Raw genomic sequence first — 13,850 nt, forward strand, 5'->3', positions numbered from 1 at the left:
CTTGATCCTATGCACGGGGAGGCTAGATATACACCCTTTCCACCCGGCTCGTGAGCATGCAGGTGATCTCGTAGTTGATGGTGCCCAGATGCCGGGCCCAGTCGTCCGCGGTGATCTCCAGGCCGTCCGCGGAGCCCAAAAGAATCACCTCATCGCCAATGGCCACCGGCAGATCCCCCACATCCACCATGGTGTGATCCATGGTGATCTGGCCCACAATGGGGCAGTACCTGCCTTTGATGATCACCTGCGCTTTGTTGCCCAACCCCCGGGACAGCCCGTCGGCATAGCCGATGGGCAAAACCGCAAGGGAAGTCTCTTTCCAGGTTACATACGTACCGCCATAGCTGACCGCACTGCCCGCGGGCACCCTCTTCACAAAGGCCACCCTGGTCTTCAGACTCAAAGCGGGCCTAAGCTCCAGGGGCCTGCGCCCATCGGGATACATCCCGTAGATGCCCAGCCCCACCCGGACCAGGTCTAGCCGGGACTCGGGGAAAAACAAGGTGGCCGCGGTGTTGGCCGCGTGGTAAAAGGGGACAGTGACTTTCCTGGCGGCCAGATCCGCCCGCACCCGGGAAAAGCGCTCCCACTGCCAGCGGGTGTACTCCAGATCCGGCTCCTCCGCCCGGGAAAAGTGGGTGAACACACCCTGGATCTCCAAACCCGGCAGACTCTGCACCAGTTCCACCAGCGCCCCAAAATCACACGGGAGAAGCCCCAACCTGCCCATGCCCGTATCCACCTTGATATGGACCTTGGCCGTCTTCCCCTGGGCCACGGCGGCCCGGGAGAGCAGCCGGGCAATGTGGGGCTCAAACACAGTGACAGCCAGGTCGTAGGCCACGCAAACATCCAGTTCATCCTCCCCCACCGCCCCCAGGACCAAAATGGGAGCGGTGATCCCGCCCCTGCGCAGGCGCACCGCTTCCTCCGGCAGGGCGGTGGCCAGCCAGTTGGTGCCGTGTTCGATCATGGTGTAGGCGGTCTCCAGGGCACCGTGCCCGTAGCCATTGGCCTTGACCACAGCCATAAGCTCGCACCCGGGGCCGATGAGCCTACGGAACTGCTGCACATTATGCGCGATATTCTCCAAGCTAACCTCAGCCCACACCTGTCTGGTGAGCTTGCTCATGGACAAACCACTCCGTCCTACTGCAGAATCTCCTGGATGAAGTTCAGGCAGTCGCCGGCCTTCAGTCCCCTTTGGCCCTTGGCTCCCGCCAGATCGCCGGCCCGGCCGTGCACATAGGCCGCCAGCGCCCCCGCCTGCAGGGGCGCCAGGCCCTGGCCCAGGAGGGCCGCGGTGAGGCCAGTGAGGATATCCCCCGTGCCCGCGGTGGCCAGACCGTGATTGCCCGTGCTGTTAATGTATACCCGCTCTCCATCGGCTGTAACGGTGGGTGCCCCCTTCAGCACCACCACCGGGCCCCACTGCTGGGCAAAGCCGCTGGCCGCTCCCACCCGATCCGCATTGACGCTGGCCGGGTCGGAGGCGGTGAGCCGGGCCATCTCCCCTGGATGGGGAGTGATCACCCAGCGGCGCCGCTTGTCCAGGGGCACACTGCGCATAAAATCCGTGCCCAAGGCGGAAAGCCCATCGGCATCGATCACCGCGGGCCCCTCCCAGCTGCTCAAAAGGCTCTGGACCACCTTGACCACCTGGCGGCTGCGCCCCAGTCCGGGCCCGATGGCCAGGACGTCTTTACCCTTGAGCAGGCCGTGGAGCTTCTCCAGGCTGCCTTCACCTAAGGTACCTGCCTCCGTTTCCGGCACAGGCACCACAATGAGCTCATCGGGGGAAAAGCGGCTGTAGATGCCTTCTGGAACTGCTACAGTCACCATACCCCCGCCCCCCCGCAGCACCGCCTGACCGCAGAGGGCCGCGGCACCGGCATAGCCCGCGGATCCGGCCACAACCAGCGTGTGCCCGTGGGTTCCCTTGTGGGACCAGGGCTCCCGCTCAGGCAGCCAGCTCAAGGCCTCGGGGCCCACCAGCTCCCGGGCAATACCCTCGGCCTGGAGGGGAAAGCCCAGATCCACCACCACGTTCTTCCCCGCGCAGGCCCTGCCGGGGTAGAGCAGGTTGCCCAGCTTCAAAAGGCCCAGGTTGATGGTGAGGGCCGCCTTGATGGCGGTTTCCACCACTTCGCCCGTGGCGGAGTTTACCCCCGTGGGACAGTCCACAGCCACCACCGGCGCCTGCAGCTCGTTCACCAGCTCCACCAGCTCCCGCCAACCTTCCTCCAGCCCGCCGGCAAAACCCGTACCCAGGAGGGCATCGATAATCAGATCAGCAAAGGTGAGGCTCAGCTTCACCCTGTGCAGCTGACCGAAGTCCACGACGCTCAGATCCGCGCCCAGCTTCTCCAGGATGGCCAAATTAGCCCCGTTCTCTTGACTGGCCCGCTGCCGCTTGCCCACTAAGTACACCTTCACCCGGGCGCCCAGGGCCAGAAGCTGCCTGGCGGCAGCCAGCCCATCGCCGCCGTTGTTGCCGGGGCCCGCTAGGATGTGGATGCGCTTGCCCTCCAGGGGCGCAAACTCCCCCTTAAGCACCTCCACGATGCGGCTCGCGGCATTTTCCATAACCACTAAAGAAGAGAGGCCCAGCTCTGCAAAGGCCTGCTGCTCCAAGCTGCGCATTTCCGCGCCGGTTACAACCCGCATGTCTCCTCCTCCCCCAAGGCAAGTACATAGGCCGCCGCCAGCTCCTTGGTGTGGGACAGGCTCAGGCAGAAGGACCGGATGCCCTGCTCCGCGGCGAGCTGGGCCGCGGGCTCCAGCAGCCGCACCTGGGGCCTGCCCCAGGCATCCGCATAGATCTCCACCGCGGCAAAGGGAACACCCTGGAGAAAGCCGCGGCCCAGGGCTTTCATCACCGCTTCCTTGGCGGCAAAGCGGGCCGCCCAGGATTCTACGCCCTTGCCCTGCAGCTCCGCCCGCTCCCGCGGTGTGTAGATGCGCTCCCGCAGGCCCGGCCTGGTCAGGGCCCTGGCGATGCGCTTCACCTCAATCAGGTCTATCCCGCAGCCCTTAACCGGCACGGCGGCCACCCTGCTCCGCTTCGATGGCCTGGACCACAGGCTCCAGTGCCGCCTGGAGCAGCTGGGCATCGGGGTGTTCACCGAGGATCCTGATCACCGGTTCGGTGCCGGAAGCCCGGACAAAGAGGCGGCCCACCGGTGCCAGCTCCTCCTGGGCCCGGCGGATGGCAGCCTGAATGCGGGCATTTTCCTCCCAGCCGTTTTTGCTCTCCACATGGATATTCACCAGCTGCTGGGGGAAGATCTCCATGCACCTGGCCAGCTCCGCCAGGGGTTTACCCTGGATCTGCCTGTTCTCCAGGAGCTTGAGGGCTGTGAGCATGCCATCTCCGGTGGTGGAATGCTCCAGGAAAATGACGTGTCCCGACTGCTCGCCGCCCAGGACGCAGCCGGCCTCCAGCATGGTTTCCAGCACGAAGCGGTCCCCGGGTTTGGCATAGAGCACATCGCCGCCGCCGGCCAAAAAGGCCTGCCGCAGCCCGCCGTTGGAATAGGCGGTGGCCACCACCTTGCGGGCAGGGAGGCGGTCCTGCTTGAGCAGGTGCAGGCCCATGATGGCCAGGATCTGGTCGCCGTCGATGAAACCGCCCTGTTCGTCCACGACCAAGAGGCGATCGCCATCGCCGTCAAAGGCAAAGCCCAAATCTGCCCCAACTTCCCTGGTCAGGGTCTGGATCTTTTCGGGATATGTAGAACCGCACAGATGATTGATATTAGTCCCGTTGGGCTGGTTGCAGAAGGCGCTAACCTTTGCCCCGAAGCTTCTAAACAGCTCCGCTGCGTAGGCGGAAGTTGCCCCATTGGCGCAGTCCAGGGCGATATGCACACCCCGCAGATCCAGAGAGACCTGTTCTTTCAAGTTTGCTACGTACAGGCCCGCACTCTCCGGCTTGGGGATAACCTTTCCCACAGCCGCGGCGATGGGCCGGGGGCCGCTGTCCTCATGGATGAGTTCCTCGATGCGGGCTTCCACCTCTTCAGAGAGCTTATAACCATCGGGCCCGAAAACCTTGATCCCGTTGTCCTCCAGGGGATTGTGGGAAGCGGAAATCATGATTCCCCCCGCACAGTCCAGGGCCTTAGCCAAAAAAGCCACCCCGGGGGTGGGTATCACACCAACCAAGAAGGCATCAAGCCCCGTGGAGGCTACGCCCGCCACCACCGCGCTTTCCAGCATTTGACCGGAAAGGCGCGTGTCGCGGCCCACCACAATGGGCTTGGTGGACTGCTCCCCGAGGACCAGGGCCGCCGCCCGCCCGATGCGCAGCGCCAGCTCCGGTGTGAGTTCACGGTTGGCCACGCCGCGCACTCCGTCTGTGCCAAAATACTTGCCCATGCTCATTCCTCCTCAACTTCTGCTGGCTCAGCTTGTTCCAGTTCCACGGTGATCCTGGGCGGTTCGATCTCCAGCCCGGAGAGGCCGCGCCCCTGGGCATCCAGGGCCCTCACAGGGAAGGAGCTGCCCGGCTCCATTTCGGCTCCCATCTGCACATAGGCCACCACATGATTCACCTGCTCCAGGGTGCTGCGGGCGCCCCGCAGCGTTACCACCGCCGGCTGGGGCCTCAGCCGGGCTTCCGGCTGCGCCCGCTCCACGCTTAGCAGGGCCAGGGTGACTGGAAACACCGCTTCCTCCAGCTCTTCAGTATAAACACTCACCCAGCTGGGTGTGACCCCCACGATCTGAATCCCCAGGGGGCCGGTGACTTCCACATTATACGTTTCGGTGCCCGCCTGCGCTCCTGCGAGGTCGATCACAGCGGAAAGGGAACTTTCTCCCCTGTTCAGGAGGGGAGAAAGCCCGCGAATGCGCACTTTAACAGGTTCAGGGGATTCCAAAAGCACCAGGTCAGCCGGGAGGTTCTGCACCTCCACGGGCAGGGTGACGGTGCGCTCCGCTTCCCCCAGGGAGCCGTCCCCCGCAGCCAACAGCCACAAAATGACAGCAAGGAGTAGGGAAAACAGCCGCCAGTACACCTCCGGCCTGGTGACCAGGGCCCACAGTCTGCGCGCCACCCTCATGACAGCTCACCTCCCTGGAGGTGGAAGGCCAGCTGTTCCCTGAGGCGGCTCTCGGTTAGATAGCGGCGCAGGGAGCCCCCGACGGCCAAGGAAATCACGCCCGTTTCTTCCGAGACCACCACAACCACCGCATCGGTCTGCTCAGACAGGCCCACGGCAGCCCTATGCCGCGTACCCAAACCCCCGCTCAATCTGGCATCTGTCAGGGGGAACACGCAGGCCGCGCTCACGATCCGGCCGCCGGCGATGATCACTCCCCCGTCGTGGAGGGGAACGCCAGGTTCGAAAATGTTCAGGAGGAGCTCGCTGCTGACCAGGGCATCGAGCCGCACACCGGCTTCTATGTACTCATCCAGGCCGGTCTTGCGCTGAAAGGCGATGAGCGCCCCCACCCTGCGGGCACTGAGCTGGGCCGCCGCCCGGCAGACCGCCTCCAGGTCCATGGCTTCCCGCGCCGCACCCCGGCCCAAGGGCCAGTTGAACAGCTGCCCCCGGCCGATCTGCTCCAGACCGCGCCTGAGCTCCGGGTAGAAGACAACGGGCAGGGCCACCAAGACCAGCGTGGTGGTTTGATCCAAAAGCCAGCTCACAGTCCGCAGGCTTAGCGCACGAGCCACTACACTGCTGGCAAAAACCACCGCCAGCCCCTTCACCAGTGTAGTGGCTCGTGTCCCTTGAATCGAACGGATCACCCGGTAAACCACATAAGCCACGATCAAAATGTCAATGGCATCCCGCAGCGAGAAAATCACCGAGTGTTCCCCCTTAAGGCAGCCTACCGCGCGGCCATAACCCTTTCTGCCGCCTCGGTAGCCTGACCGTACTTCTTCAGTTCAATTTCCAGCACCGCCAGGGCGGTGAGCACATCCAGGGGTGTGGCGTAACCCATGTGCCCCACCCTGAAGACCCGGCCGGCGTGGATGCCCTGCCCTCCGGCGAACTCCACACCGTATTTTTCCCGCACGCGCTGGCGGAAGCTATCCGCTTCTGGGAACTTAATCGCAGTGAGGGTGGGGGAAGCATCTTCATCCCTGACCAAAAGCTCCAGCCCCAAGGCCCGGGCTCCAGCCCTGGTCATATCCCGCATCAGGAGATGGCGGGCGTAGACGTTCTCCAGCCCCTCTTCTTCCATCATTCTTAAGGCTTCCTCTAAGGCAAAGACAATATGAATGTTGGGAGTGAAGGGCGTTTCGCCCTTGGCCAGGAACTGCTCGTATTTACGGAGATCGAAATAATACCTGCTGGCCTCGGACTTTTCCACATAGGCCCGGGCCCGCTCCGACAGTGCGATAAAAGCAGCTCCCGGAGGCATCATCAGGCATTTCTGGGAAGCGCTGACCACCACATCCAGCCCCCGGGCATCCATCTCACAGGGGGTGCCCCCCAGGGCGCTCACCGCATCCACCACCAGCAGAGCCTGGTGATCCCCCCGAGCCCGGGAGACCCCTTCCACATCGTTGAGCACCGCGGTGGAGGATTCATTATGCACCATAAAGATCAGTTCGATTTCCGGATGGCTGGCCAAAAAATCAGCCACCTGGTCCGGATCTACACCCCGGTCCCAGGGAAATTCCAGAACATGCACCTCGGCCTTGTAGGCGGTACACAGCTCCATCCAGCGTTTGCCGAAAAATCCGCCCACCAGACAGAGTACCGGCGTACCCGGGGAAACCAGGTTGCTCACCGCTGTTTCCATGCCGGCGGTCCCCGATCCGGTGATCATGTAAATGGGGTTCTTGGTGCCAAAGAGCGGCTGCAGGCGTGACAGGACATCCGGGAACTTCTCGTGGAAAACGGCTCCCCGGTGGTTCACCACCGGCCTGGCCATCTGCAGCGAGACAGCGCTGGGCACAGGTACGGGCCCTGGAATGCGCAGTTCAGGCTTGAAACGGTACATCACTGAGTCCTCCTTGTGCTGTTCTTGTTGTCAACCTACATTAAGCGCTTTAAGCGCTTAACAATGGCCATGATCTCCTGACGCCCGCTCAGCGCGCCAAAGTCCTCCACGATGACGCCCTGCTTTTCCATATGGCTCATGAGCACACGCAGCGCCTTGGTGGAACCGAAAAGGCCGGGCAGGATAAATGCACAGCCCCGCTTGCCTTCCAGGCGGGTAGCCCGCTTGATCAAATTATCCATTTCCACAGGAATCTGCGGTTTCCACCAGCCCTTGTACCCGCAGACGATGCACACCAGCCCGTAAGGCGCCGTGCTCACCGGCGCGGTGCCGGCACTGGCGGGAGAAACCAAATCCACCCTGACATTCTCCTTCGCCAGGGACTCCTGGAGCACTTCTACAGATTTCTGGGTCTTCGGATCGTCTGCGTGCATAATCAGAACGCGCACGGTTCTAGCCCCCCATTTCCTGTCCTTCTTCTGCCTACTTCTCCAAAAATACTTCAGATCCTGTTAACACCCGCTGTGTTCGTAGGCGTAGGCAGAGGAAGAGATGGTATCGCCCATGCCCACTGTGCTCACGGGATCGGGCACCACATGGGCCGGGATGATCAACACGGCATGGTCAGCCAACTCCAAGATGCCCTCCTCCAGGAAGTTCTGGGGAACCTGGACTCCCCGCCGCCGCATTTCTTCGGCAAACATTTCCAGCTGCCGGAAACCGATGCTGGAAAGGGGAATCTCCCCTGCCTCGGCCAGCCGTTCCTGGAGCACATAACCACCATACTTGGCCTTCATGGCGTTGACAGACGAAGCATAGAGGCAGGACTGGCGCACATGCTCCCAGGACACATCATAGGGCTTCTTGAGCAGGACCACATAGTAGCCTAGATTGTGCAGCTGGATCCGGGAAAAGCCCAGCTCCTCCATGAGCCGCAGGGTGCCGTCGTAGAGGGTGTAGGAGCACTCATTGCTGTCAATGGCCTCCCGTTCGTGCTCGTAGCCGAAGGCCCGCAACACGCGCTTGATCTCGTTTTCGTTTATGCCGAAGGAGTGCATCTCACCTGCAACGGCTTTCAGCATGGTCTTTTCCGCCTCCTCCGCGGTCATGGGGACGTATTCAAAATGGAGGCGCAGCTTGGGATTGTGGGCCTTCAGCTTGCGCACGCTGCCCATGGCCGACTCCAGGTAGGCGGCGAGCTCCTTTTCTTCCGTAGGCGCGTAGTGGTAGCCCGCCAAAAAGGCCACGTCCACTGTCCGGCCCAGTTCAGGCAGGAGTTCCTCGATTTGCGGATCAAAGGCCATTTTCACACCCGCCGGCCTGGTGGCAAGGATCACCCGGTTGGCCCTGGGAGTCACGATCACATGTCCACCCAGCTCAAAGCGTTCATCCTTGGCGTATTCAAAAATCCAGTTCTCCTTGATCTGATCCTGGGGACGCACCGCCTCCTGCACATTGACAATGGCCAGCTGCCCATCGCGCACCACCGGCACATCCACCTCGGGGAAGAACATGGAAGCCTGCTTCTTGGAGAGCAAGGAGGTGTACACCAGGGAATGGGCACCGAGTGCCGCCATCTGATTGGCGATGATGCCAGCTTGTCCACCCATGCTTTCCACCCGCTCCGGGAAGACCTCCTCCAACCAGCTGAGCATATCCAGATCCCGGAGGACGATGTGCACAGATTTGCCTTCCTGCAGCGCCTGCATTAAGACGGCGAGAAACTCGTTCCCGTTGTGTACAGCCGGTATCTCCTCCCCCAAGAGCCTCTCCACCGCGGGGAAGTCAATGCGGGGATGGGAGGCCAGGGGTTCCAGCTTCGCCTGGTCCAAGTGCACCACAACATCTACATTGGTATTAAAGGCTGCCAGCGTATGCGCGGTGATGCGCCGCTGGACAGCGGCTTTAACTCGATTCTGCCAAACTGCCTGCAACGACTCTACCTCCTGTTGTTCATTCTACTAACCTATACTAACACATCAGATCCGCCGAGACAATTGCGCCCCCGCCCTAAGGCTGTTCCTGGAAGTAGCGGTACAGCCCGGCGAAGATCGCCTCTGCCACCTTCTTTTGATAAACCGGATCGGCCAAGAGCTCCGCTTCCCGGGGATTGGACAAAAATCCCACCTCAACCAAGGCTGCGGGCATGGAAGTATCCCTCAGCACCCGGTAGTTGCCGGCCTTGGCAGTTCGGGTGTTGGGTCCCAGGCGCCGGACCAGTTCCCCCTGGATGGCCCGGGCCAGGGCAGCGCTTGCTTCCTGGTTTTCGTAATAAAAGGTCTGGGCACCAGACCACACCGGCGAAGGGAAGTAATTGGCATGAATGGATAGGTATAAATCCGCCTGGGCCTCTTCGGCAATGCGCACCCGGCGCTCCAAATCCTGCCGTTTGCGGTTGAGCAGCTGCATTTCGCTGGAGTCGGCCAGGTCGTAGTCGCCATGGCGCACCATGATTACAAAAACCGCGGCCCGGCTGAGCAGCCTCTCCAGCTCCCGGGCGATGGCCAGGGTGATGTCCTTTTCCAAAACTCCCCCGGGGCCCACCGCCCCCGGGTCGATGCCCCCGTGTCCCGCATCCAGCACGATGGTGCGGCCGGAGATGCCCCCTCCTGCGCCTGTGGCCGCGGGCACCGCCCAAAGGCCCCCGGTTCCCAAGTAAATGCCGAGAGTCAAGCAGCCCAACACCCACCAGGCCAGATGCTGGGCGCGCAAAAACCACACGCGCATAAAAACACCTCCACACCCAAAGCTATTCAGGCGTGGGGCTGTTTACAACACCGCAGGACCCGAAAGCCCCCCTTTCTCTCCACAGTGGTGCACTCACCGGCCAGTTCCGCCAAGTAGGCCTGGAGGCTTTTGGCCCCCTGCTTGGTGCGGATGACAACGAGCAGACAGCCCCCCGGCCGCAGGGCGCTATAGGCCTCCGCGAGCAGCGGATAGACCACCTTTTTCCCCGCCCGGATGGGCGGGTTGGAAAGCACCCAGTCAAAGGTGAGGCCCGTAAGGGCCGCCAGGCCGTCCGAGGCGAAGACCTGGGCGTTTTTGATGCCGTTGGCGGCCAGGTTGCGCCTGGCCAGCTCCACAGCTCGCTCATTTACATCAACCATGTACACCTGTCCGGTAGGGCCCACCAGCTCCGCGGCCACCATACCGATGGGGCCGTAACCGCAGCCCAGGTCCAAGACCACATCGCCGGGCGCGAGTTCCAGGCAGTCGATGAGCAAGCGGGTGCCTGGATCCACCTCTGCCCTGGAGAAAACCCCGGCGTCGGTCTGAAAACGATAGGTCCGGCCCCGCAGCTCTGCTGTGAACTCCAGGGGCCGGTGCTCCGCTCCGGGTTTGGCGGTGAAATAGTGATCAGTCATGCTCCTCACCCAGGGAGGCCAACACCAGCTCCAGGTGCTCCGTGATCTCCGCCACGGCCTCTTCCGGAGCACTGGCCAGAGCCTCCTCCAGAAGTTCCCGGGCCTCCTCCAGCCGGCCCACCAGGTAATAGCCGTAGCCTAAGGTGTCCAAATAGATGGCCTTCCGGTCCAATTCCACGGCCCGCTCCGCCATCTCCAGGGCCCTGCTGATATTCACTTCCTTAAGTAAATAATGGTAGGCCAAATTGTTCAAGGCCAGGGGATTGTCGGGCTGGCGCATCAGAACCTGCTGGTAGTTCTCCACAGCCCCCAGGTAATTGTCCAGGCGGTCATAGACAAAGGCCTGGTACAGATAGGCCTGCCAGGATTGGGGCGCCAGCTGCGCCAGGGTCTGGGCTGCCTGAAGGGCGGCGGCCCAATCCCCTTCTTCGTAGCGCTCCAGGAAGGCATCGTGGAACTCCCGCAGCTCCTCCAGCCGCTCAAAGGGACTGTCCTGCCACTGGGCACCCCAGGACCAGCCGGTGAAGTCTGTGTGCACCTCCCCCAAGGCTTCATGCACCGTCAGGCGGGTGGGCACCCAGCCCTGCTCGGTGAGTTCCAGCTGGAGCGTGGCCTTCTCCCTGGCAAAGAGCAGTTCCAGTTCCACCCAGGTGATCTTGTCCGGCTCTACCGCATCGAGGATAAAACTCACCACAGAAACCAGGGTTTTCTTACCCTGGCGGATGAGGAAAGGCAGCCCGCTCTGCTCATGGACATACAGCCACAGCTCGGGATCTGCCTCGGATATGTAGCGCTTCACCTTAACGCCGGCCACCAGGTCTACGCCGGAAAACTTGCGCGGCGCGCGGAGGTAGTCGGCAAAGGCAAAGAGGTAGTTGGTGAAATCCTCGAAAAGCCAGTACCGCTCGTAGCTGAACTGAACGTCGTTGCCCGCTTGGACTTCCAGAAAACCCGCGTGGCTGGTGATGATCACCGGCCCTTCCTGGGAGAAGTACTGCACCTGGAAGCTGTGGGGGTAGACAAAACGGAGCAGTCCATCCATGAGCAGGACTTCTTCAGCCTCCCGGATCAGCTGGGAGACCACATGGACACTGCCCGCGCCGTGCTCAAGCCCGTCCCCACCTTGGGCAGCGCCAACCCGCCCTTCCTGGGCGAGCAGGAGTAAGAGTATGGTGATCAGCAGTGCTGATTTGTGCTTCCTCAGGGTCAATTGCCGGTCTCTCCCCTCAACCCTTCAACAATGGCCACTCCCGCGCTGGCGCCGATGCGGTTGGCTCCCGCCTCCAGCATGGCCACTGCTGTTTCGTAGTCGCGCACGCCGCCGGAAGCCTTCACACCGAACTCTTCACCAACCACTCGGCGCATGAGCTTGATGTCCTCCACCGTGGCGCCGCCGGGCCCGAAGCCGGTTGAAGTTTTAACGAAATCGGCGCAGGCCATCTTGGTCAAAATGCAGCCCTTGACGATCTGCTCCTTGGTCAAATAGCCCGTTTCCAGGATCACTTTGAGCACCAATCCCGGAACGGCATCCCGCACCGCCTTGATATCCGAATAAACCTGCGCGTAATCGCCCTCCAGCAGGCTGCCGATATTGAGCACCATATCGATCTCCTCTGCGCCCGCGGCCGCGGCATCCCTGGCTTCCAGGACCTTAGTCAGTGTGGTATTGGCCCCCAGGGGGAAGCCCACCACAGTGCACACCTTGACCGCGCTGCCCTTGAGCAGCCGGGCCGCGTAGGCCACATGCACTGGATGGACGCACACGGAAGCAAAACCGTACTGGCGCGCCTCCGCGCAGAGCCTCTCGATCTCCATCCTCGCCGCGGTGGGCTTGAGCAGGGTGTGGTCAATAAAGCTGGCCAGGGGGCGGTCCTGATCTGCAGCCGCTCCCTGCCCGGCGCGGGGCCTCACGGGCACCACCAGGCGGATGCCCTGCTGAGCCAGGGCCAGGTTGATCTGCTCCTTCTGTTCTTCCAGCCACTTCTGATCCATGCTGACCATCCTTTCTTACGAGCTGGCTACCCAGCTTTTCGCGCTCTGTACCGCCTTGGCCCAGCCTTCCAGCAGCTGCAGCCGCACCTCCGCCCCGATCTGCGGCTCGTAGGTGCGGTCCTCCCTCCACAGGCGGCGGATTTCCTCTTGGTCGTCCCAAAAGCCCACCGCCAGGCCGGCTAGATAAGCTGCTCCCAGGGCCGTGGTTTCAAAGATCTGGGGCCTCTGCACCCTGGTCTGGGTGATATCCGCCAAGAACTGGCAGATGAAGTTGTTCACCGAGGCGCCGCCATCCACCTTCAGCTCGGTGAGGGGAATGGCCGAATCCTCCACCATGGCATCCACCACTTCTTTGGTCTGGTAGACGATGGCCTCCAACGCCGCCCTGACCAGATGGGCCTTACCTGCTCCCCTGGTGATACCCATGATCATCCCCCGCACATAGGGGTTCCAGTGGGGCGCGCCCAGGCCCACAAAGCTGGGGACGAAATAGAGGCCGTTGGTATCGGGCACCGAGAGGGCCAGCCCCTCCGTTTCCGCCGCGCTTTTGATGATGCCCAGCCCATCACGGAGCCACTGCACCGCGGCGCCGGCCACAAAAACGCTGCCCTCTAAGGCGTACTCCACCCGGCCGTCCACGCCCCAGGCCACGGTGGTGAGCAGGCCGTTTTTGGAGCTGATCAGCGACTCCCCGGTGTTCATCAGGATGAACGCCCCGGTGCCGAAGGTGGCCTTGACCATACCCGGATCGTAGCAGGCCTGTCCGAACAGGGCCGCCTGCTGATCGCCCGCGGCACCGGAGATGGGGATCCCCGCGGGCAGAACGCCCAGATCCGCGGTATGGCCGTACACTTCGCTGCTGGAGCGCACTTCGGGAAGCACATCCTCCGGTATATCCAAGATCTTAAGAAGCTCCGGATCCCACTTCAGCTCCTTTAGGTTGAAAAGCAGCGTCCGGGAAGCATTGGTGTAATCTGTGCAGTGCACCTTGCCCCCAGTGAGCTTGTAGATCAGCCAGGAGTCGATGGTGCCGAAGGCCAGGCTCCCCTGGCGGGCCCTCTGCTTCAGCTCAGGGTAATAATCAAAGATCCATTTCAATTTGGTCCCGGAAAAATAGGCGTCCAGCACCAAGCCTGTCTTTTCCTGGAAAGTGGGTTCCAGCCCCCGGCTGCGCAGCTCATCGCAGATGCCCGCGGTCCGGCGGCACTGCCAGACGATGGCCCTGGTCACGGGCTCCCCGGTGCGGCGGTCCCAGAGCACCACCGTTTCCCTCTGATTAGTCACACCGATGGCTGCCACCTGGTGGGGTTTGACGTTGGTCTCGGCAAAGATCCTCCCCAGCAGGGTCATAGTCCCATTCCAGATCTCCTGGGCATCGTGCTCCACCCAGCCGGGCTTGGGATAATGCTGGGTGAATTCTTCATAGACCTTGCCCACCATCTCCGAGTTCCGGTTAAACAGGGTCACAGTGGTTCCAGTGGTTCCTTGGTCGATGGCCAGCACGAACTGTTCCAAAGGGATCACTCC

At 62.2% G+C, this 13,850-nt stretch carries 14 protein-coding genes; all 14 read right to left on the reverse strand.

Going from position 1 to position 13,850, the window contains the following annotated elements; all coding sequences use genetic code 11:
• Positions 1-22 precede the first annotated feature (22 nt).
• Positions 23-1,135 (reverse strand): alanine racemase, encoded by a 1,113-nt coding sequence (gene alr, locus ACE4YL_RS11945; RefSeq protein ID WP_461359329.1) that lies wholly within the window; start codon positions 1,133-1,135, stop codon positions 23-25.
• Between the two features lie 17 nt (positions 1,136-1,152).
• Positions 1,153-2,670 carry an NAD(P)H-hydrate dehydratase gene (locus ACE4YL_RS11950; protein ID WP_461367130.1) on the reverse strand — a complete coding sequence of 506 codons (1,518 nt, stop codon included), beginning with the start codon at positions 2,668-2,670 and terminating at the stop codon, positions 1,153-1,155.
• Positions 2,658-3,047, reverse strand: coding sequence for a holo-ACP synthase (gene acpS, locus ACE4YL_RS11955; protein ID WP_461359310.1), 390 nt, complete (start codon positions 3,045-3,047; stop codon positions 2,658-2,660). Before acpS ends, ACE4YL_RS11950 begins: the two co-directional genes overlap by 13 nt.
• Complete coding sequence (gene glmM, locus ACE4YL_RS11960) at positions 3,037-4,383, reverse strand: phosphoglucosamine mutase (RefSeq protein WP_461359311.1); 1,347 nt, start codon at positions 4,381-4,383, stop codon at positions 3,037-3,039. Before glmM ends, acpS begins: the two co-directional genes overlap by 11 nt.
• Positions 4,384-4,385: 2 nt before the next feature.
• Positions 4,386-5,069, reverse strand: a complete 684-nt coding sequence (locus ACE4YL_RS11965; RefSeq protein ID WP_461359312.1) for a CdaR family protein — start codon at positions 5,067-5,069, stop codon at positions 4,386-4,388.
• The gene (cdaA, locus tag ACE4YL_RS11970) at positions 5,066-5,821 is read right to left on the reverse strand and encodes a diadenylate cyclase CdaA (protein ID WP_461359313.1); all 756 of its coding nucleotides are present in this window, start codon (positions 5,819-5,821) and stop codon (positions 5,066-5,068) included. Before cdaA ends, ACE4YL_RS11965 begins: the two co-directional genes overlap by 4 nt.
• Positions 5,822-5,844: 23 nt before the next feature.
• Positions 5,845-6,966, reverse strand: coding sequence for a pyridoxal-phosphate-dependent aminotransferase family protein (locus tag ACE4YL_RS11975; RefSeq protein WP_461359314.1), 1,122 nt, complete (start codon positions 6,964-6,966; stop codon positions 5,845-5,847).
• 35 nt (positions 6,967-7,001) lie between these two features.
• Positions 7,002-7,415: a hypothetical protein gene (locus ACE4YL_RS11980; RefSeq protein ID WP_461359315.1), complete on the reverse strand. Its 414-nt coding sequence runs from the start codon at positions 7,413-7,415 to the stop codon at positions 7,002-7,004.
• Between the two features lie 63 nt (positions 7,416-7,478).
• Complete coding sequence (locus tag ACE4YL_RS11985) at positions 7,479-8,900, reverse strand: ADP-dependent glucokinase/phosphofructokinase (RefSeq protein ID WP_461360251.1); 1,422 nt, start codon at positions 8,898-8,900, stop codon at positions 7,479-7,481.
• Positions 8,901-8,976: 76 nt separating this feature from the next.
• On the reverse strand, positions 8,977-9,693 hold the full coding sequence (cwlD, locus tag ACE4YL_RS11990) for an N-acetylmuramoyl-L-alanine amidase CwlD (protein WP_461359317.1): 717 nt from the start codon (positions 9,691-9,693) through the stop codon (positions 8,977-8,979).
• 26 nt (positions 9,694-9,719) lie between these two features.
• The gene (locus ACE4YL_RS11995; RefSeq protein WP_461359318.1) at positions 9,720-10,331 is read right to left on the reverse strand and encodes a class I SAM-dependent methyltransferase; all 612 of its coding nucleotides are present in this window, start codon (positions 10,329-10,331) and stop codon (positions 9,720-9,722) included.
• Positions 10,324-11,541 (reverse strand): hypothetical protein, encoded by a 1,218-nt coding sequence (locus ACE4YL_RS12000; RefSeq protein ID WP_461359319.1) that lies wholly within the window; start codon positions 11,539-11,541, stop codon positions 10,324-10,326. Before ACE4YL_RS12000 ends, ACE4YL_RS11995 begins: the two co-directional genes overlap by 8 nt.
• Positions 11,538-12,323: a deoxyribose-phosphate aldolase gene (gene deoC / locus ACE4YL_RS12005; protein WP_461359320.1), complete on the reverse strand. Its 786-nt coding sequence runs from the start codon at positions 12,321-12,323 to the stop codon at positions 11,538-11,540. Before deoC ends, ACE4YL_RS12000 begins: the two co-directional genes overlap by 4 nt.
• Positions 12,324-12,338: 15 nt before the next feature.
• Positions 12,339-13,838, reverse strand: a complete 1,500-nt coding sequence (glpK, locus tag ACE4YL_RS12010; RefSeq protein WP_461359321.1) for a glycerol kinase GlpK — start codon at positions 13,836-13,838, stop codon at positions 12,339-12,341.
• Between the last annotated feature and the right edge of the window lie 12 nt (positions 13,839-13,850).

The organism is Candidatus Darwinibacter acetoxidans (assembly GCF_041936445.1).
Taxonomy (GTDB): domain Bacteria; phylum Bacillota; class Limnochordia; order Darwinibacteriales; family Darwinibacteriaceae; genus DTU010.